The sequence below is a fragment of the Nitrospira sp. genome (genome assembly GCA_015709715.1).
Lineage (GTDB): Bacteria > Nitrospirota > Nitrospiria > Nitrospirales > Nitrospiraceae > Nitrospira_A.
The window spans coordinates 2,823,395-2,841,117 of record CP054184.1 but is presented as its reverse complement, the minus strand read 5'-3'; the positions used below and the strand labels follow the sequence as shown (position 1 = coordinate 2,841,117).

Annotated in this window: 22 protein-coding genes; 10 read left to right on the top strand and 12 right to left on the bottom strand. The window is 57.6% G+C overall.

Going from position 1 to position 17,723, the window contains the following annotated elements:
• The first annotated feature begins 172 nt into the window (after positions 1–172).
• Positions 173–901 (top strand): ATP-binding cassette domain-containing protein, encoded by a 729-nt coding sequence (locus tag HRU82_13820; GenBank protein QOJ35957.1) that lies wholly within the window; start codon positions 173–175, stop codon positions 899–901.
• The gene (locus tag HRU82_13815; protein QOJ35956.1) at positions 888–1,823 is read left to right on the top strand and encodes a SufD family Fe-S cluster assembly protein; all 936 of its coding nucleotides are present in this window, start codon (positions 888–890) and stop codon (positions 1,821–1,823) included. Before HRU82_13820 ends, HRU82_13815 begins: the two co-directional genes overlap by 14 nt.
• A gap of 360 nt (positions 1,824–2,183) precedes the next feature.
• On the opposite strand, the gene HRU82_13810 is transcribed toward HRU82_13815, so the two are convergent.
• The 5 genes from HRU82_13810 to HRU82_13790 form a co-directional block, all read right to left on the bottom strand.
• Positions 2,184–2,603: a hypothetical protein gene (locus tag HRU82_13810; GenBank protein QOJ35955.1), complete on the bottom strand. Its 420-nt coding sequence runs from the start codon at positions 2,601–2,603 to the stop codon at positions 2,184–2,186.
• Positions 2,604–2,626: 23 nt separating this feature from the next.
• Positions 2,627–4,579, bottom strand: a complete 1,953-nt coding sequence (locus HRU82_13805) for a hypothetical protein (protein ID QOJ35954.1) — start codon at positions 4,577–4,579, stop codon at positions 2,627–2,629.
• 22 nt (positions 4,580–4,601) lie between these two features.
• Complete coding sequence (locus HRU82_13800; GenBank protein QOJ35953.1) at positions 4,602–5,180, bottom strand: hypothetical protein; 579 nt, start codon at positions 5,178–5,180, stop codon at positions 4,602–4,604.
• Between the two features lie 273 nt (positions 5,181–5,453).
• Positions 5,454–5,807, bottom strand: a complete 354-nt coding sequence (locus HRU82_13795) for a hypothetical protein (GenBank protein QOJ35952.1) — start codon at positions 5,805–5,807, stop codon at positions 5,454–5,456.
• Positions 5,808–6,037: 230 nt separating this feature from the next.
• Complete coding sequence (locus tag HRU82_13790; GenBank protein ID QOJ35951.1) at positions 6,038–8,221, bottom strand: S8 family serine peptidase; 2,184 nt, start codon at positions 8,219–8,221, stop codon at positions 6,038–6,040.
• Positions 8,222–9,005: 784 nt separating this feature from the next.
• On the opposite strand from HRU82_13790, the gene HRU82_13785 reads away from it, so the two are divergent.
• The gene (locus HRU82_13785; GenBank protein ID QOJ35950.1) at positions 9,006–9,296 is read left to right on the top strand and encodes a hypothetical protein; all 291 of its coding nucleotides are present in this window, start codon (positions 9,006–9,008) and stop codon (positions 9,294–9,296) included.
• A gap of 65 nt (positions 9,297–9,361) precedes the next feature.
• Positions 9,362–9,679 (top strand): hypothetical protein, encoded by a 318-nt coding sequence (locus HRU82_13780; protein QOJ35949.1) that lies wholly within the window; start codon positions 9,362–9,364, stop codon positions 9,677–9,679.
• Here HRU82_13780 and HRU82_13775 read toward each other — a convergent pair.
• From HRU82_13775 to HRU82_13765, 3 genes are all read right to left on the bottom strand, one after another.
• Positions 9,663–10,709 carry an endonuclease/exonuclease/phosphatase family protein gene (locus tag HRU82_13775; GenBank protein ID QOJ35948.1) on the bottom strand — a complete coding sequence of 349 codons (1,047 nt, stop codon included), beginning with the start codon at positions 10,707–10,709 and terminating at the stop codon, positions 9,663–9,665. The two genes, HRU82_13780 and HRU82_13775, sit on opposite strands and share 17 nt — an antisense overlap.
• Before the next feature lie 18 nt (positions 10,710–10,727).
• A complete protein-coding gene (locus HRU82_13770) occupies positions 10,728–11,396 on the bottom strand; it encodes a response regulator transcription factor (GenBank protein QOJ35947.1) in 669 nt (222 codons plus the stop codon).
• Between the two features lie 140 nt (positions 11,397–11,536).
• Positions 11,537–11,935 (bottom strand): hypothetical protein, encoded by a 399-nt coding sequence (locus HRU82_13765; protein QOJ35946.1) that lies wholly within the window; start codon positions 11,933–11,935, stop codon positions 11,537–11,539.
• 174 nt (positions 11,936–12,109) lie between these two features.
• Between HRU82_13765 and HRU82_13760 the strand changes: the two genes are divergently transcribed.
• The 3 genes from HRU82_13760 (at position 12,110) to HRU82_13750 (ending at position 13,530) form a co-directional block, all read left to right on the top strand.
• Positions 12,110–12,547, top strand: coding sequence for a cytochrome c (locus HRU82_13760; GenBank protein ID QOJ35945.1), 438 nt, complete (start codon positions 12,110–12,112; stop codon positions 12,545–12,547).
• A gap of 263 nt (positions 12,548–12,810) precedes the next feature.
• Entirely contained in the window at positions 12,811–13,095 is a 285-nt protein-coding gene (locus HRU82_13755) for a hypothetical protein (GenBank protein ID QOJ35944.1), read from the top strand.
• 30 nt (positions 13,096–13,125) lie between these two features.
• Positions 13,126–13,530 carry a hypothetical protein gene (locus HRU82_13750; GenBank protein QOJ35943.1) on the top strand — a complete coding sequence of 135 codons (405 nt, stop codon included), beginning with the start codon at positions 13,126–13,128 and terminating at the stop codon, positions 13,528–13,530.
• Between the two features lie 50 nt (positions 13,531–13,580).
• On the opposite strand, the gene HRU82_13745 is transcribed toward HRU82_13750, so the two are convergent.
• Complete coding sequence (locus HRU82_13745; protein QOJ35942.1) at positions 13,581–14,570, bottom strand: CapA family protein; 990 nt, start codon at positions 14,568–14,570, stop codon at positions 13,581–13,583.
• Between the two features lie 45 nt (positions 14,571–14,615).
• On the opposite strand from HRU82_13745, the gene HRU82_13740 reads away from it, so the two are divergent.
• The 3 genes from HRU82_13740 (at position 14,616) to HRU82_13730 (ending at position 15,806) form a co-directional block, all read left to right on the top strand.
• Entirely contained in the window at positions 14,616–14,774 is a 159-nt protein-coding gene (locus tag HRU82_13740; protein ID QOJ35941.1) for a hypothetical protein, read from the top strand.
• Between the two features lie 371 nt (positions 14,775–15,145).
• Positions 15,146–15,394, top strand: coding sequence for a DUF2934 domain-containing protein (locus HRU82_13735; GenBank protein QOJ35940.1), 249 nt, complete (start codon positions 15,146–15,148; stop codon positions 15,392–15,394).
• Between the two features lie 58 nt (positions 15,395–15,452).
• Complete coding sequence (locus HRU82_13730) at positions 15,453–15,806, top strand: VOC family protein (protein QOJ35939.1); 354 nt, start codon at positions 15,453–15,455, stop codon at positions 15,804–15,806.
• 69 nt (positions 15,807–15,875) lie between these two features.
• Here the strand turns inward: HRU82_13730 and HRU82_13725 are convergent, their stop codons facing one another.
• The 3 genes from HRU82_13725 to HRU82_13715 are packed head-to-tail and all read right to left on the bottom strand — an operon-like array spanning position 15,876 to position 17,627.
• Complete coding sequence (locus HRU82_13725; GenBank protein QOJ35938.1) at positions 15,876–16,337, bottom strand: YbhB/YbcL family Raf kinase inhibitor-like protein; 462 nt, start codon at positions 16,335–16,337, stop codon at positions 15,876–15,878.
• Positions 16,338–16,391: 54 nt separating this feature from the next.
• Complete coding sequence (locus tag HRU82_13720) at positions 16,392–17,057, bottom strand: phosphoribosyltransferase (GenBank protein ID QOJ37211.1); 666 nt, start codon at positions 17,055–17,057, stop codon at positions 16,392–16,394.
• Between the two features lie 42 nt (positions 17,058–17,099).
• Positions 17,100–17,627 carry a Slp family lipoprotein gene (locus tag HRU82_13715; protein QOJ35937.1) on the bottom strand — a complete coding sequence of 176 codons (528 nt, stop codon included), beginning with the start codon at positions 17,625–17,627 and terminating at the stop codon, positions 17,100–17,102.
• Positions 17,628–17,723 lie beyond the last annotated feature (96 nt).

Here is a 17,723-nt window from a genome sequence, read left to right as displayed (position 1 = left end):
TCGCCCCCCACTGCGCCGGACGATCCCGCTGCACGGTGAGGAAGAAATCCCCACGGCTCCCGATCCGCCTGCCGCAATACGCAACGCAGAGGACGCTTCAAACGGCCGAATAGGCGCTGCCTCAAATGATCGGCTCCGGCACGGGCGATGCACACCTGCATTGTCTGACCCTATGGCTATTCCGCGACTAGAAATCGACGGCCTCACCTTCGAAGCCGATCACCACTCGATTCTCGATCGCCTGGACCTGACCATTTACGCGGGGGAGATTCACGCCCTGCTTGGCACCAATGGATCCGGCAAGACGACGCTCGCATACGTGCTGATGGGCTGCGATGGGTATGTGCCGACGGCTGGAACGGTACGATTCAATGGCACACCGTTGTTGCCCCTCAAGATCCACGAGCGGGCTCGCCTGGGGCTCACGCTGGCCTGGCAGGAGCCGGCCCGCTTTGAAGGCGTGACGGTCCGTGAGTACCTCAGCCTGGGCAAACCGACCGGTGATCCCGCATTGGTCTTGAGGCAAGTGGGCCTCGCCCCTGATCGGTACCTCGCCCGGCGTGTCGACAAGGCCCTAAGCGGCGGAGAACGCCACCGAATCGAACTGGCCTCGGTGCTCGCGATGCAACCGGCCCTCGCCATTCTCGATGAACCGGCGGCAGGCATCGACATGCTCTCGATCACCCACATCATCGAAATCATTCGAGCCCTGAAAGCCGGGGGTGGATCGGTCCTGCTGATTACGCACCAGGAGGAGGTCGCCCTCATGGCCGACCGCGCATCGCAACTCTGTGCCGGACGCATCGTCTTCTCAGGCGGTCCGCGAGAGGCCGTCGACCATTTTCGTGGGCGGAGTTGCGTGCGCTGTGACGGGGAGATCTGCGGATATGTCCGACCTTGACGCTCTGATCCGCGCCCTGCCGATGGCGGGGGCCGAGCCGGCGGTGCTCGAGGATCCGCGCATCGCGCACGTGGTGGCGCATGGCCATCACATCCTCAGCCGGCGCACGGTCCCTGGCGTCTCGCTCGAGTTAGAAGAGACGCCGGACGCCCTCGTCGGGAGACTAATGGTCCAGCCGGGAACGACCATGGACCACCCCATCCACCTCTGTTTCGGCCTGGCCTACCTCACCGGCACCCAGCGGATCAAGATCGATGTAGAAGTCGGAGAGGGGGCGACCGCACAGGTGCTCTCGCATTGCCTCTTTCCCATGGCGCAAGCCGCTGAACACCGGATGCAGGCGACAATGTTGCTCAGACCCCATGCGTCGCTCGTCTATACCGAAGGGCACTACCACGGCCCTCACGGCGGCATGCAGGTGCTACCCCATGCCACGATCAAGATCGGCAAGGGCGCCCGGTATTTCTCGGACTTTTCTCTTCTGTCCGGATCGGTCGGTCATCTGAACATCGACTATCTCGTGGAAGTGGCAGAGGAGGGAATCGCCGAACTGAATGCGAAGATTTTTGCGCGCCATACCGACCGCATCACGTTGAAAGAGGCGGTGCTGCTTCGCGGCGCACGGTCACGAGGGCTGATCAAGACTCGCGTCGTGCTCGCCGGCCGGGCGCAAGCGGAGATCACCGGCATCACGGAGGCGCATGCGGGTGGGGCCAGGGGTCACGTGGACTGTATGGAAATCGTGCAAGACCAGGCGCAGGCCAGTGCCATTCCCATCGTCAGAGTGTTCCATCCGGACGCCAAAGTGACCCATGAAGCCGCCATCGGGAGCGTTGACCGGAAAGAGCTGGAGACCCTCATGGCGCGTGGGCTCACCCCGGAGGAGGCGGTGGAATTGATCGTGAGCGGGATTCTGCGGTAAGGCGGGTTCTCCTCCCCCCAGATTCGTCCACGGCGGTCACCACCATCAGGTACCCGCCCAGGACCCAGGAGCGCCAAGACCAATGGCTCTGACGGAATCGAGGGCCGTCCCGTCTCAGGCATAGAGCGGCTCGCACAGTTGCCGAAGCTGCTCGGTATTGATCACGGGCGGATCTTCCGCATGGGATGATCGGCCGTCACAAACTGTTGCACCTTGATATGATGGTAGAACATTGACGGCTGCGGATCGGATATGTCCATCACCGGGGGGTAGTCCTCCTGATGGGAACATCTCTCACTCTAAAAAGACCGCGGCTCAGAGGGAAAGTGATATAGACAACATTAACTCTGTTTAAGGCTCTTACTCTCGCAACACTTCCTCTTGAGTAGGCAACTCTCGCGAGCGCGCATCCTCCGTCCGGCCGCGTTCAGCCGCCGCAGCCGGAAAGATCACGTTCGTTTCTATGAACTCGCCTTCGGGCGCACGTCGAAAGCGTATTTTCTTGCCGCGATAGGATGCCAGGAGTTTGGGGTCGGTGACCTTGAAAAAGATGCCGTTCTTGAACTGCGCGTATTTTCTAACCTCCCTGTCCCCGACGTAGAGCGCATAGCCGCTGCCTCCGGGCGGTGGCAAATTCTGAATGTAAACTTTAATGATGTAGGACACGTCGGGAATCGCAGCAGCCCCTTCCGCTCGTAGATGCTCGAGTTTTCGCACGTCCGCCGCTTCCGGGCGAGCTGCATGGAGCTCGACTTTTTCAACGACCATGCCCTCTGCCATGGTGCCCCCTCCCTCCCCACGGTCTAGTGGGTTAACTGTACCTCGTCAAAATACATGGAGCCCTGAATGACAGCAGTTCCGCTGATCGGTTGATCAAAGCGGAATGCGATTTGCCGGATCTGGCGTATATTCACGCCCGCATCGGCGAACACTCGCAACGGTACTCGTACCGTTTGCATCACCGAGCGCCGCATGCCTCCCGCCAGTTGTGCGGGATATGGAAAGGGTTGGAATTGCGCGGCTCTCACGGTGTGGCTGTGAGTCCCATCGCTGACCACGATGCTGAAGTCTTGAAACGCATTGGCCTGATTCTTCGCATCGTCCGACTGCCCGCTCCTAAGCGCTAATATGTGCAATTTGCTGCCGGGCAGTCCTCCCGCGTGAATGTTGAGTTCGTAGCGGCCTGTGGAGGATGACCAATCAACTCGCAGGCCCTTCGTCTGTTGGTACAGATTCCCTCCCGAGCCTTGATTGAATAGCAGTTCGCTGACGGTGACGCCCGACGAATTGATGGTGCCATTGACCGGCGGAGATGGCGTGCTGGCATTGGCATCCTCTTCGTAGTGCGCCATAAAGATGCGCTGATGATCCTGATACTGGCTGACTAGCGTCATTGACGCCGGTATCCAACCAGAGCGCTGGGCCATGCCTACGTCCTTCAGCACGTTCAGATATTGGCCGCGGTGCAGGAGAGCGCCTTGCGCAAGGGCCGAAAAATACACCTTCGCGACGTTCTCCTGATCAGCCCGCGAAATAGTTGGGCCGTCATCTTGCCCCCAGACCGAATTGAAGTGATTATGATTGGCTCCGTACACCCACAATAAGGATTTGAAGCCACGCGCGACTTGCGTGGGGTTGGCGAGATGAATGGGCTGGGCCCGATCATAGGTTTGATAGCCCTGAAAATCCGACACATCGCCATCACGGCTACCGTGCACGATGAAGTAGTTGTCCTTCACCACCACCCGACCTGCCACAGGCTGATATTGGTTTTCTGTCGGGGCGATGGCAACCACAGCCTTCAGCGAGAACTGATAAGGACCCAGTCCACGAGAGCCATCCAACGGCACGGCGGGATCCCCTGGATCCGGAACTACCGATGTGAGTTCGTTAAACGCGCTGGCGTGGCCGGTGCCTTCTCCGCCACGGGAGTGGCCCGCGATCATGACATGCGCCAGATCGACCTTCCCGGCAAGCGGATGGCCTGCTTGTTGGTTCCAGATTCGGAATTGTTTCACGTGCTCCAAGTGGACAATCGCTCGGCCGTCGTTCTCTCCGAAGTTCCAGCCGTTCAGGAAATTGCAATCCACGCTTCCGGCGATCATGCCGTGGGACGCGAGCAGGTCCATGAGATATACATAGCCTGGCGTGGAATTTTCGGTGGGACTGTGGTTGCCATGAACGAAGAGCACTAACGGGAAGGGACCCGGACCTTGAGGTATCCTCAGTAACCCATTGATCGGAACATTGGTCGCGTTGAACGGCCACGTCGGAGATGCAGGGAGGTTGGCAAAGTCGGAAATATCGATTCTCCGCGTGGCGTATCCAGGCGATGGCGTCTGAAATACGGCATACTGCGCGAGACCAGCGCCATAACTTAACCCGGCCGCTGCATACACCACGCTGATCACAGCGAACGGCCCAGGCGTAGCGGGATTAGTTAGGGCGTTGGTCACACGACCGCGCACATAGAGGTCGCCGGCCACGTCGAATTCGGCTTGGACGCCCGTGGCATCCCTTAGCTGCAGGCCTTGCCCGGGAAACACCGCGTTGTCAAAGAGCCGGCCTCTCAGCTCGACGTTTCGCACCGCACCGGATTGTTTCGAACTCGCCTGCATCGCGGCCCCTTTTCGGATTTGCAGCTCGCCGGCCAGGGGCGGATTGGTCACCACTTCTCTATAGATATTCGAGAAGGTTACATCGCCGTTCGATGCAATGCTCAAGACGTTTTGATTCGCCTTGCGGAGATTTAGCATGGGGTGGCCTCACTTCGATTGATCAGCGGTTTTCGATCTGGTCGAGACGCTGCTCCAAGGCTCGAATGGTGTCGTGCTGCTGCACCACGTACAGTGTGAGTTCCTCGATCTTCTTGAGCAGTTTCATCGAAAAATCGCCGAGACTCACGCCATCTCGTTGCACCTCTGCGGCGGATGGGACATCGGGCAAGTGCCTGTTGAGGTGGACATACTCCCGCACTTCATCCAAATCCAAGAGCTGGTACTCCTGTTCGAACACGGTATCTGGCACGGCTAATGTCCAGTCCTTGATGCGCACACTGCCGCTGACCGCTACATCGCCATTCACGTCGAGTTTGGCGCTCGGCGCGACCTTGCCGATTCCAACGTTACCGGTAGGCCCGTGAATGACCAATTGCCCCCACAAATCTTGGCCGGTGGGCGTCCGATAGCCGAACTCCAGTCGATTCCTGGAGGCGTCGCCCTGGGGCTGGTTCGAATTGCCCCACGGATTATGGATATGAAAACCGCCATTGCCATCCATATCCCGCTGCTGTCGCAGGAATATCCAATCGGACCAGGGCCTCTTGATTTCAATGGAATCCTCGAAGAAAGTCGACATAGGCTTTTCCCCTTCTCAACCAGCCGCTCCTTCCCAGTGTTCTTGGAGCGCTGGCTATTTGAGGTCGGTTAATGCGGTGCTGGTGGTTTGCGGGGCTCCCTTTACCACCGAGCCCCACAAGTCATCACGACGATCCCCGACACCAGTGCTGCTGTTCCCCAATGTGCCATCATTCTTCCCTCATTACGTTCCTTCTTTAATGTAGATGCCCACATCCACATGCCGACTCCGCCTACCAACTCCCCAGCATCGGTACATCGCGAGTCAACCCGGTCAACGCTGCCTCAGTTCACACACTTCAAATTGCTTGTTGTCGCAGTAGCTTCCCGTACAATGCATGCCTTTTGCCGCAAAGTGCTGTCCCGCTGTATCGCCAAGGAAGAACGACAGATACCCACCTCCTTCTTCGGATACGAAGCGAGTAAATTCGCACCGCGAAGGTTCGACATTCTTCAGCTCCACACAATACAACGACACGTTGTCGCAGTACTTCCCTCGGCATGCAAAACCGGCAATATAGTGGTTTGCCGGGCACTGCCTCATGCCGCCTCCTTCTTCGGAGATCCAAGGCATCCACTGCGCGCGGCCAATAGTCGCATTGGGCAAATCGAAACAGGTGATTTTCATGTTGTCACAATATTTCCCTGTGCACTTGACACTGCTCACATATGAGCCTGGGTCGCATGCCGCGGGAGGATATTCCTCGGATACCGGTCCCAAGCTCTCAGCAAACGCCGTCGTCGGCATCGTCTGGACGCTGACCAAGATCGCAACGCATAGGATCACACTCATACTCCTGATCATCGTCATACTCCTTTCATTATTTTCCACGTCCCATGCGCCACGTTGGATGTTCTCTAGAGTGTCACCATCCCCACATAGATGAGATTTTCGCTTTGGTTCGCGATGAACAGTTCATTGGTAGCCGGGTTGAACGCCAATCCTTCCACTTTGAAAGTCCCGCTACCAGGTGCAGCGATGGTCCCTCGAATCGCCAAAGTATTTCGATCAAAGACCGTGATCATACCGGTCGCTGAGTTTCCGCTAAAAAGAAAGCCTCGTCCGTATGCAAGGGCGCGACAAGCTCCCCCGGGTGGAGGGAACGATCGCATTACGGCACCAGTAGATCTGTTAAGGACATAGATCCGCATGATGGTCGAATAGTAGAGGTTCACGCCGTCGTCCGCCAATCCTTCGCCCCTTCCCGTGGGAACGGGAATCGATGCGAGTTGGGCTCCCGTCTGGGGGTGAATGGTGTTGATGGCCCCCGAGCCGGTCGTGACGTTCGCAACCCGAATGTTGATACCATCCCATTCAAGACTGCCGATGGTGTCGTTAAGCACCGGATCCACTGCACCTAGAACGCCCCCGGTACTGGGGTTCAAATAGTAAATTTTCTCGGAAAACGGTTGTTGAGTGAGGAATAAGAGCGCTGAGCGATACGTTAGACCTATGCGGATCCTGCGCGCATAAGAGAGTCCTGAGCTGGATCCATTATTCCTCTGAGGGAATGGAAATTTTCGCGACAGTCGAAAGCCGATTGGGGGCAGCGGCGTTGCAGCCAGGGCTCTATAGGCGTTGATCCTGCCTTTGCCAAGTTTGCCGACGTAAGCGGGATTTTTGGCGTCGATATTGTCACAGGAACTTTCGATGATCTGACGGACATGCTGAACGGTCAACGAGCTATTACGCGATCTGATGAGTGCCGCCAAGCCGGCCACATGAGGTGACGCCATAGAAGTGCCGTCGAGGAAGTTGTACGTATCATCGGGATACGTCGAATAAATGTTTACTCCTGGAGCCGAGACGTCGACTTTGGTGCCATAGTTGGAGAAGGACGCCTTTCTGTCCCGTTGATCAGTGGCCGCCACCGCAATGACTTCGGGATACACGGCGGGATACTGGGGCGTTACATCGATATCTTGGTTATTATTGCCAGCAGCGAACACAACCACCACATTATTGGTCACAGCATTGATGATGGCGTTGTGCACTCCTGCATGATCACCGCTCATCCTCCAGCTACAGTTAATGACATACCGCTGGGTCGGATGGCTTGTGGCTTGAGCAGCCACGTAGTTAATGGCGTCGGCCCGGTTCTGGTTCATTCCCGTCGTCAAATCTACCCTCAGAGGCATGATCCGGCATCGTGACGCCAAGCCGATCACGCCGGTGGTGTTATCGGCTGCGCCAATGGTTCCCGCCACATGCGTTCCATGGCCCATCGTATCGTCGGGCACTGGATCTGCCGCGTCGGCAAAATCCCAGTCTTCCGCGCCTCTCGGAAGGAAGTTTGACTGCAAATCTGGATGGTTAAGATCAGCGCCGGTATCGATGACGGCCACGATCACAGAGGGATCGCCCCTGGTAATGTCCCACGCTTCCACCGCATCGATGTCGGCATCGGCTGTTCCAGTTACCCCATTGATAACTTGCCCCGTGTTGTGGAGGCCCCACAATTTAGTGAATTCTGGATCATCAGGAAAGTAGGCCAGTGCATCATTGAAACCCGCCTCGCTCGGCTCGGCAAAGGACACTTGGTCCATCGATGAAAAATCGCGAATCGTTTCGAACAATCCTTTACCTTCCGGCACCAGCAGCGTGTAGTACCCAGGCGTTCGCTGCTCAACAATGATTTTGGTCCCTTTCTCTGTGAGAATGCGTTCAGCTTGCTCTTTACTGATTCCGTTTCGAAATTGAACCGTAAACTCATCCGGCAAGAAGTACCGCGTTAAGCCTTCATCGTCGATCATCACTGGAAGGGCATTTGCGATCTGAGGCTGAGCCGTTAACTGTCGGGTTGCCGCATCCATATCTTGTCCCGAACGGACCTGGAAGACAGCAAATCCCCTTTCCTGATTAATACCTTGACTGATCCCGAGCGTCGTCGATCTCATCACGTCGCGTGCGGCCATTTCTGCCGTATGCGGCTGAAATGTCGCGACGATCTCGTCGCTCTTCGGAGTGAAACGAATTTGTTTTCCGCTGAACTTATTCGTGTACTCATAATCCGTTTCTTGCCTTACCTTATGTTTCTGCATGTTCAATGTTTCACCTCTTCGTTGGCGCATGGCCCATCACGTACATACCTTCCCGGCGAGATTCTTGGCTGTCCCTTCGAGCTGTGGTACCTGCGCATAGCCCATCTTCTTGATGTCGGCGCTGACCAGGCTGTCGAGCCGGCGACGGGTAATCATTGATTCCTACAAGAAACACTTTTGTCATCTGACTTCTCCTTTATCTTTCGCTGCTCAGCCATGCTGCGAATTTCGTTCCACGGCGTCCGGACGTTTCTTATAGCTAATTGTGTCTCTTGCGTGACGCTCCGCTGGTCGTAGTTTGTCGCACCGGGCTTGCCGTTCGACGCCGTGTTCGCTACGCCGCTGGGCGCAGCTCACCGGTATTAGGTGACATGGAACTGTTGCACGAAGCCTCATCCCTGGGAAGATTTCTGGTGGCATAACGCCACCACGTAGAATTTCTTGGATCCGCGTACCTTACCGGGTGAAGCGCGAACCGATACCCACCGTTCATCAACTGTGGACTTTTGCCCTTTCTAACTTTGAACCCCTCAGCATTGGAACCCCCAGTGTTTTCCTGCAATGCTTTCCAAACAGCCTTGTTGCATCGATCACGGCTACAATGCCGTTCGGCTCTTGGCTCAGGAGTCAACATTGCATCTGATAGGAGTATCGCCATGATCTAGATGAAATGGAGGTCAATCATGCCTCTGTTGCTGATTGAAGGCGTGTATCGGATTGTGGGGGATTGGGCCGGATAGACTGCTGCAGCTCTTAGGATTCAGAGACGTCGTTCGAGGACGCGTTGAACAACAATCAACCATCGCTGGGCGGGTTCGAGCAATACGCGGCAGAGCGAGATGATCGACTACTAATGCTTAGCACCGGCCACTTCACGGAGTTCGACTATGTCGTGGATGTCGCCGGACAGACGGTCAAGCTGATCACTAAACCCGAAGACCTGGTGTTTCAGGACAAGTGGAGGGTTGCCACGCCTCAAGAACGTCTTTGTCGTGGGAAGCTTTCAAGATCCCGCGAATCGCCGATGGAATGCCGATGCACCATGTCGCATGACGCCCAGCAATTTTCAGAATGAAGCCGGCGGTCCGATCCAAGGTGTGATGTATAGCTATACGAGTCCGCCCTTGTCGGAAGGCTTCTATGAGTACAAATATTTGTTTCATTTACACATACACGTGGAATCCGATCAACGAGACCAAGAGGCTGGCATATCTGAAACGATTGATCAATGAATGTCATCGGCGAGGCATTCACGCGATCATGGACGGGGTGTTCAACCATGCCGACGCGACGCCCCCGGACCGCGGTTTTCCGTACTATTGGCTCTACCAAGATCCCGCAGACTCCCCGTACGTCGGGAACTTTGCGCAAGCAGCGTTTTTCCAGGATCTGGATTACGCTAATACCTGTTCTACAAGCAGCACTGACCGAAGCAGCCTGTTTATTTCTGCAGCATGATTTCCGCAAAGACACCGCTATGGTCGGAGACCGCCGACTCGCTCGGATTGACCGGACCCGTCTTGGTATTCCCCGGATTGAAGACGACTCTGCTTAGTCTCACCGTATCAAACCCGCGTAAAAACAGATAATCGATCCGTGTGGGCCTGGAGAAGGCGGCACCGGTTTTCTGATCGATCAGGCCCTGCGTCGGGCTCACGCCGTCCGTACAGTGGATGTCGGGCCTTCCGTTCCAGCAAAAGGCGTGACGGGCGTCCCCGAAGGTCGTCGTCCGATACTCGGCGTAGACATCTCGGAAACCGGCTCGCGTAATGGCCTCGTAGACTGCCTGCTCGGATTCCCCCTTCGCGCGATCCAGGTTCAAATCGCCGCCGAGGATCACATGGTTGCCGGCCGACTTTCCTTCAACCTGCTCCACGAAAGCCAGTACCGCCTCGACCTGTCGATTCAGCGATTCGGCTGAGCAGGCGGCGCAGAGATGCGTGTTATAGACATGAAGGGTCCCGTACCCAGGAAGGCTCAGCTGAGCCACCTGAACATTTCTGGTGATCTTGAGATCCACCCCTTCAAAGGCTTCCTCCGACTCAATCGGGAGAAAAGCCTGGAAATGCCGCGTGACATCGCAGCGGCTCAAAATGGCATTGGCCGTCGTCAGGACAAGGGGGACGCCGGTCTCCCATGCCACCCGCAACTCATAGGGCTCCGAACTGCGTTCGTTGAGGACTCGCTGCAAGTCACGGGCGCTGTCGGAGGTGCCCAGGAGCTTCTGAATGCGATCGACATCGCTCAAGACGGCTTCCTGCAACAACAGCACGTGAACGTTGTGTGCGACGGCAAACTGAGCGATATCGCTCCAGGTTTGCTGCCGCGCAGAAGCCGCCATGTCATAGAGGAGGTTCAGGGTCAGGACGTTGAGTCGCCCTGCCGTAGCAATATCAGGACAACTTACCGTCTGTTGCTGAGGTCGCTTGAACGCACAACCAGACCAGAGTATGAGGAGCGCAATGCCGATCAGAATAGGACGATACATCTTGCCAAACCGAGACACCTACGGCCTGACAAGCCCCTCAGCGATCGCATGTTTTGTGAGGGCAACAGTGGAGTGAAGATCCAGTTGCTCCATGATGCGGAACTTATGAAACTCGACGGTCTTGACGGCAATGTTGAGCATGGCCGCGACCTCCTTGGTCCCTCGTCCCTCCGCGATCAACTGCAGCACTTCGCGTTGACGGGGGGTAAGGCAGGATGCTGACGGGGGGCCGATCTGTTTATTCGAACCATTCGTACCAGCAACCAGTAAGTCCTTGGTGATAAGGGGAGTCAGGTAGTACTGCCCCTTCATCACAGCATGAATAGCTTGACTCAACTCCACAGGCGCTGAACGTTTGAGGACATAGGCTGACACACCGGCCCTAAACGCCTCGGCGATGTAGCTTGAGTTGGCCTGGCTGGTTACGAAGATGATCCGGCTTCCTGGGTTCACCTTAGCCAGACGGTGGGCCACATCCAGACCGTTGAGCAAGGGGAGGACACTTTCTGTGATACAAATGTCTGGCCGTAACTTCTCCGCTTCCGCCAGGAGTGTCCGGCCGTCCTCAACTATGCCGACCACCTCGCAGTCCTGTTCCAGCAACTTGCGAATTCCTGCCGCCACAAGACAGTCACCATCCGCAACGAGAACCCGTGGTTTGCGATCTTGCTGATCAGTTGCCGCCATGGCAATCCATTCGGACCTTTCTGATCAATCATGAGCCGTGGACCCAGGCACGAACATAGCGCAGACGAACGGCTACGCATATCGCAAAATTTTCTACGTAGCTGTAGTGATACGCATTACGTTCGGCCCTGATAATCCCTTCACGATCCCCGAGGAGCCGACCGACGCTGCGAGGCTTCCAACGCCGCCGTGATCGTAGCCTTCTTCCGCAGACGCGCACCGACCGCCACCGTCCGCGCCAACGCTTCCGATGTCCGCGGCTTCTTCGAGGCTCCGGATGTTCGCTGCGATTCCTCCAGGGCTCCGGTGATCGCCTGTTTCTTGCGCTGGAGTTTTACTGCCTCGACGGTCCGCGCCAGCGCCGGAGAAGCCTTTCCACTGCCTTCGATCATTCCTTTCCGTTGGGATTTTTCCAGCGCAGCGGTGACGGCTTCTTTCTTCTGTTGCCGCTGCACCGCCAGGGCTTTGCGCGCCAATGGAATGGCAGACGTTTCCATTTCCCGGTTCTTAGCGACCTTTGACGATCTCCTTGCTTTCATACAACCTCCTTGGTTTCCCCCGCAGCGAAGAAGCCCGCGTCGATTCTGATCATAGAAGCGCCCGGTGCCCCCTTGCAAGACAAGGATCGCGGCTCCGCGCTCAACGGCATTGTGTTCTCGACGTGGTCGCGGCATACTGATGGGACTATCATAAAATTTTACGGATCCGTTGGCATGCCGACATCTAGACTGCTTTCCAGACTCGTCCTGGCTATCCTGATGGGCTTAGCAACATCCCTCAGTCACGCTACACCGCCCCAGGCAAATACCGCGACCAAAGGTAATGCGACCCAGGGGCAGGCGCTGTTCAACGGCAAGGGGATCTGCCACTACTGCCACGGCATCGACGGCATGATCGACCGGAAACCCACGCTGGAACCTGACACGGCAGCAGTCGTGGCAAGGCTGGCCGCCTCTGCCCCGGACCTTCGCAATCGTACGACGCTGAAACTGAAAGACAACAAGGCTCGGTTTCACGCCATCCGCGACGGCCATCCCGGGAGCGGCATGCTTCCCGATACCAGGCTCACGGACCAAGAAATCACGGACCTGCTCACATACCTCGCAGCGCTCCGGCAGAATACGCCTCGCGCCGGCGCATCCCCTTACTGAATTCATCTACCGCTTTCCCCTGAACGTTCCGGCCTCGGCTCTACCAAAGTACATTTCTGCTCGATATGCGCCGTTTTTCGGGATGTCCATCACTCGTGCGTTCCCGCACAACGCGCAAACTCAATCAGTTACAGCGCTCGTCCGGACCGTTTGCATCGATCCCCATGGCACCTGCCTTGCTAACTTCCCTAGCTGAGACAAGACATCGTTTCGTGAGGCACCCACATCATCACGTGGGTCTCTTAGCCACAAAGGAGCCTGCCATGGACATCGTCGGAATCGGAATCGTGGCCACGTTTTTTTCGATGCTGGCCGTTAGCGTGTTCGGAGTGCAATCTCAGAAACCACCGACGACGTCAGCCTGCACCGATTGTCCGAATTCGGGAGCGGCCGCGCAACTGAGCTTGTCGTGGGATCACGCGAAACAGAGACTGACTGTCGAATCCTGCGATGCCCGCTCGTTTGCCCATGGGAGTTGCGGCCAGCAGTGCGTGGTTTCGCTGAGCAAGACGCAACCCGTCATCGCGCCCAGCACGGTCATCGGTTAATTGAAATCCGAACGAAGGAACGCCCAGGCCATGATTACCCGTATCTTCATCTGCATCCTTGTGACATTGTTCCTCCTCACCGCCGAACAATCGGCCACCCGCGCCGCTGACAAATTGACGATCACCATGAAGGTCACCGCTCACGGGTTGCAGGTGTCCGGCATCGCCATGCAGAACAAACGGATCATGATTCCGCGCGGCACCCGCGTTCGCCTGGTCATGGAATACGCGGATGCCAACCGCAACACCCATCAATTCACTCTCACTGCTAAAAATACCGAAATTACCTCCCCGATGATCGACGGCGAGGCTCGAAAGATCGCGGCGCTGGAGTTTACGGCGGGGGACCGCGGGCAAGAATTCTATCGCTTGTCGTGCGAACTCCCCTGCATTGCCATGGACGACCTCATCGACTACATCTTCATGGTGGTCTGACGGCCGTCACCGCCCCGGCCAGGCCGGACAATGCGCGACACACCTTCGCGCTACCCCGGCCTGAGCCATCCCACCCCATCCGTGAAGGAGAGGGTCGTTCCAAACACAGCGCATTTCTCCTGCATGGTCTTCTGAAGCACACGTTCATCCTCCCCGACTGCTCGCCTGACCCGACAATCCTCAATGCGAATGGGATAGAGCCGTAGGCCTATCTCTCGGCCTCGTTCCGCCTCACAGACGAACAGGAACGACAGGTCGTTGCGTTCATCTTCGTCGACCATGTAATCATCGATAAAGTCGCCGCTTGAATAGAGAATGATCTTGCCCCGATAGCGCTCGATTCCCTGGGGGGTATGGTTCGAGTGCCCCCAATAGAGATCCGCTCCCAAATCAATCAGATCGTGAGCCAGCGCGCGCATGCCGGCAGAGGGCGCACCCCAATTAGGCCCCACATGCGCACTGACGATGAGCCATGGGGCCTGTCGTTTTGCACCATGGACCACCTGCGCGACCAGCCGACGAGAAGGCTGGGTTAATCCGCGTTCATCATAGGCGATGTAGGCCACCCCGGCCTGCTTCTCCGTGGCCTCCCATTCCGGTTCATTGTCGGTCAACGCAACCACTGCTACTCGCCCCATGGGACTCTGGAGATAACAAGGCTGCAGCGCCGACCGACTCGTCATCCCAGCCCCGACATGTTTGATGCCGGCCCGATCCAACAACGCCAAACAATCGGCAAGCGCCTCAACGCCATAATCGAGGATATGGTTGTTCGCCAGAGTTACCGCGTCGATACCGGCAGCGCGCAAAAAATCGATCGCGCGGGGATGGGCGCGAAAATGAAAGGCCTTCGTGTGCGGATGCCACTCCCGCCCCACGCTGCTGATGGTGCACTCCAAATTGACGCAACGCAGATCGGCCCCCCGCATGATCGGAAGGACATCGCCCCAAAGCGACGCAGGACGAACCGCCGGATCCCTGATGACCTGCTGATCCACCAGGCGGCCCAGCATCACGTCTCCGGTCAACGCAATCTGCATCGGTCTCCCCACTCATTCCTCAGACCGTCGCCTCAAGAATGCAGCGTGAATCCGTTCTTTCACCTCTTCCGGATCGAGGATGCCGCGAAACTGGATAGCTGCGTCATTTTCCCGGGCTCGACTGACGATGGTCCCGATCCCCACCGGCGCAATACGACCGCTCTTCCCATGCCTGGGACTTTTCTCTACAGCCTGCTGCTCTAGTCTTGGGGCGTAGCTCCCCAGTTCTCCCCATCACAGAACCACCTCGAAAGAAGCCGTGTGCTTTTATGCGCAGATCCTGCCCGCGAAACTTCCTCACCTCTGTGGCGTCCCTCTTGCTCTTACCTGTTCTAGGCCCGCCCCTAGTGTGATGGTGCTTGCAAGTTTCAGGCGATCGAAGCCTGCCACAAGCGATCCTCCACCCCAGGCCCCGCCAAGCCGGGGCAAGGAAGGTCATGAACCAAACCCCGCTTCGCTTTGAACAACCTGCCCACGCGTTCCCGATGGAATGTCTCGACCGCCCATTCGCGTCGGCACCGCTCATTGATGCTAGCTCTGAACCCACCGTCCAACCATGACGCAAGGAGAAGCCCATGCTGACCCCATCCCGACAAAACAAGGCAGGACAGAGGCGACAGGCCTCTACGCGGACAGCGGCAAAACCTTCGGGGGCCGCACCTTCATCTCACGCCCAGCGGGGACCGACCTCCGATGAGCTACAAGCGCTGATTGCCAAACGAGCCTATGAACGCTATGCAGAGCAGGGGTATCGACACGGCTGCGCGCTGGACGATTGGCTTGAAGCCGAGCGAGAAATCCTGAGCCAAAGGCCTCCGGTGTAAGATGCGTCGGACGGGACGAGACCCCTCCAGTGATTCCCGTCCTGAAAGGAGTCCGTCAATGATCACCTCGATGGCCTTTACGGTCTATCCCGTTTCGGCTATGGCGCGGGCCAGAGCCTTCTATGAGCAGGTACTCGGTTTGCGGGTCAGCAGCAATTACCAAGACGTCTGGGTGGAATACGAGATCGGAGGCTCAACCTTTGCGATCACCACGGCGGACATGGGACATGTTCCTGGAGCAAAAGGCGCCGTTGTGGCGTTTGAGGTGTCGGATCTTAATGGGTTCGTCTACAAAATGAAGGAACGGGCCGTGTCATTCGCCACCGAAATATTTGACACGCCGGTCTGCCGGATGGCCGTGATCGCGGATCAGGATGGCAATCACATCACGCTTCATCAGCGCCACAAGTAGGACTCAGCTTCTCCCGATCTGAACTGAGAGTGGGGGCCGGGATCACGAAACAGGACGGCAATCCCGGTCCTATCGCGTGAACCGCCCCATCAACTGGGCTTCCGCCAGCACGTGGCCTTTCATTGCATCAAGAACCTGCGCCTTGGCGGCCCGCGGTTTGAGACTCAACTCCTGATCTAACGCGTAGAGCCTGAAGTAGTAACGATGGGGGTTGCCGGGCGGCGGGCAGGGTCCGCCATAACCGACTCGCTTGAAGTCGTTGAGACCCTGCTGGGCGTCATTCGGCAGGATGTCTTGAGCAGGAAGGGCTTCAACCAACCCGCGAATATCGATGGGAATGTTGTACATCACCCAGTGGACCCATGTCCCGGCCGGCGCATCGGGATCATCGGCGATCAGCGCAAAACTGCGCGTTCCCGTCGGCGGGTGGTTCCAGCGCAAGGGCGGCGACAGGTCCTGGCCTTCACAGGTATGCTTCTTCGGAATCCACTCCCCCTCCGCGAACGCGCTACTCGTCAGCTCGAACGCCATGGACTACTCCTTATTCTGGCTCCAGGTTCTACAGCACAGGCACAATCTCACGCTTCATCCGGCTGAGGTATTGCCGCGCGACAAGGCTTCGCGAACCGTCTCCAAACAGGCAATCACTTCCTCATCCTCGACCTGCGGAAAGCGCTCGTAAAACTGGCTGATGCCGAAAAACCACGCCGGCGTCTGAAGAATGACGACCTCGTCCACCTTGGCCCGAAGGTCACGCGCGGCATCCGGCGGCGCCACCGGAACGGCCACCACCAATCGGGCCGCCTCCGCCTGCCGCAGAGCGGCCAAGGCAGCATACAGCGTGGCTCCGGTCGCAATCCCATCATCCACGACCAGTACGGTGTTTCCCTTCAGCGGCGGCAGCCGCCGCCCGCCGCGATACTTGTCACTCCGCCTCAGAATTTCCCGCTCTTGCCGGCGCACCTCCGCATCCAACTGCTCCACCGTGACCCCATACGTTCTGATGACGTCCTCGTTCAAGTATCGATAACCGGTCTCTGCCAATGCGCCCATCGCCAGCTCTGGATTCACCGGCGTACCGAGCTTCCTCACCACCAACACGTCCAGGGGGAGATGTAACGCCAGGCTGATCTCATAGCCGATGACCACTCCGCCCCGTGGCAGCGCCACCACGATGACGGCGGGATCGTCCTTGTATTTCGAAAGGGCCTGAGCCAACGCGCGACCCGCATCACGACGATCTCGAAACATAGCATCATCCGCTCGCTTGGTCATGGCACTCCTTGTCTTCGGCTACCAGTAGGGCCCCCAATAGGGACCCCAGTAGGGGCCCCAATACGGGCCCCAATAGGCGCCGAAATAGGGCATGGGACGGAACCAATAGGCCGGCGTCTGGGCGGGCCAGATCGTGATGGCCTGCACATCCAGCGATGGGTAGACGTAGTCGATGTCGTCGAGGGTGAGGGTCATGGTGCCGGTGACTTCCCCCACCACCGTGACCCGCGTGCCAGGCGGCACCGCCGCCGGATCCAGGAATGTCTTCTGAAATGCGAGGAACCGTCCCCTTGAATCGATCGGTCGCCCGCTCGGCTCCAGAGAACTGTCCAGCGGTAGTTGCAACAGTTCGATACGAGTCGCTTCTTTTAAACGCCGCGCCGACAATACATTGCCCCCCAATACCACCAGACGCCCCTTGAACGAGTCGGGAGAGGACTTCAATTGTTCGAAGGTCACGGTCTGATCGACCCGCCCTTCCAGATCGGCCGGTATGACCGTCACCCCGCCGCAAGCTGGCAGCAACAGCACCAACCAAGCTGCCATCACATCCCACCGCCACCTTCTACCCATGCCTGTGTCCCTCTTATCTCAACACCGCAGTCGCCACGCACACCTGCGAATGAGGCCCTCTGTCACTCC

Bases quoted from the DNA above. Each gene is read 5' to 3' on its own strand.
- HRU82_13770 (QOJ35947.1), bottom strand. From the start codon at position 11,396: ATGGCGGCAACTGATCAGCAAGATCGCAAACCACGGGTTCTCGTTGCG.
- HRU82_13800 (QOJ35953.1), bottom strand. From the start codon at position 5,180: ATGTCGACTTTCTTCGAGGATTCCATTGAAATCAAGAGGCCCTGGTCC.
- HRU82_13720 (QOJ37211.1), bottom strand. From the start codon at position 17,057: ATGTTTCGAGATCGTCGTGATGCGGGTCGCGCGTTGGCTCAGGCCCTT.
- HRU82_13725 (QOJ35938.1), bottom strand. From the start codon at position 16,337: ATGGCGTTCGAGCTGACGAGTAGCGCGTTCGCGGAGGGGGAGTGGATT.
- HRU82_13745 (QOJ35942.1), bottom strand. From the start codon at position 14,570: ATGCAGATTGCGTTGACCGGAGACGTGATGCTGGGCCGCCTGGTGGAT.
- HRU82_13735 (QOJ35940.1), top strand. From the start codon at position 15,146: ATGCTGACCCCATCCCGACAAAACAAGGCAGGACAGAGGCGACAGGCC.
- HRU82_13795 (QOJ35952.1), bottom strand. From the start codon at position 5,807: ATGAAAATCACCTGTTTCGATTTGCCCAATGCGACTATTGGCCGCGCG.
- HRU82_13810 (QOJ35955.1), bottom strand. From the start codon at position 2,603: ATGGCAGAGGGCATGGTCGTTGAAAAAGTCGAGCTCCATGCAGCTCGC.
- HRU82_13775 (QOJ35948.1), bottom strand. From the start codon at position 10,709: ATGTATCGTCCTATTCTGATCGGCATTGCGCTCCTCATACTCTGGTCT.
- HRU82_13780 (QOJ35949.1), top strand. From the start codon at position 9,362: ATGAGTACAAATATTTGTTTCATTTACACATACACGTGGAATCCGATC.
- HRU82_13805 (QOJ35954.1), bottom strand. From the start codon at position 4,579: ATGCTAAATCTCCGCAAGGCGAATCAAAACGTCTTGAGCATTGCATCG.
- HRU82_13750 (QOJ35943.1), top strand. From the start codon at position 13,126: ATGATTACCCGTATCTTCATCTGCATCCTTGTGACATTGTTCCTCCTC.
- HRU82_13820 (QOJ35957.1), top strand. From the start codon at position 173: ATGGCTATTCCGCGACTAGAAATCGACGGCCTCACCTTCGAAGCCGAT.
- HRU82_13760 (QOJ35945.1), top strand. From the start codon at position 12,110: ATGCCGACATCTAGACTGCTTTCCAGACTCGTCCTGGCTATCCTGATG.
- HRU82_13765 (QOJ35946.1), bottom strand. From the start codon at position 11,935: ATGAAAGCAAGGAGATCGTCAAAGGTCGCTAAGAACCGGGAAATGGAA.
- HRU82_13755 (QOJ35944.1), top strand. From the start codon at position 12,811: ATGGACATCGTCGGAATCGGAATCGTGGCCACGTTTTTTTCGATGCTG.
- HRU82_13815 (QOJ35956.1), top strand. From the start codon at position 888: ATGTCCGACCTTGACGCTCTGATCCGCGCCCTGCCGATGGCGGGGGCC.
- HRU82_13730 (QOJ35939.1), top strand. From the start codon at position 15,453: ATGATCACCTCGATGGCCTTTACGGTCTATCCCGTTTCGGCTATGGCG.
- HRU82_13790 (QOJ35951.1), bottom strand. From the start codon at position 8,221: ATGCAGAAACATAAGGTAAGGCAAGAAACGGATTATGAGTACACGAAT.
- HRU82_13715 (QOJ35937.1), bottom strand. From the start codon at position 17,627: ATGGCAGCTTGGTTGGTGCTGTTGCTGCCAGCTTGCGGCGGGGTGACG.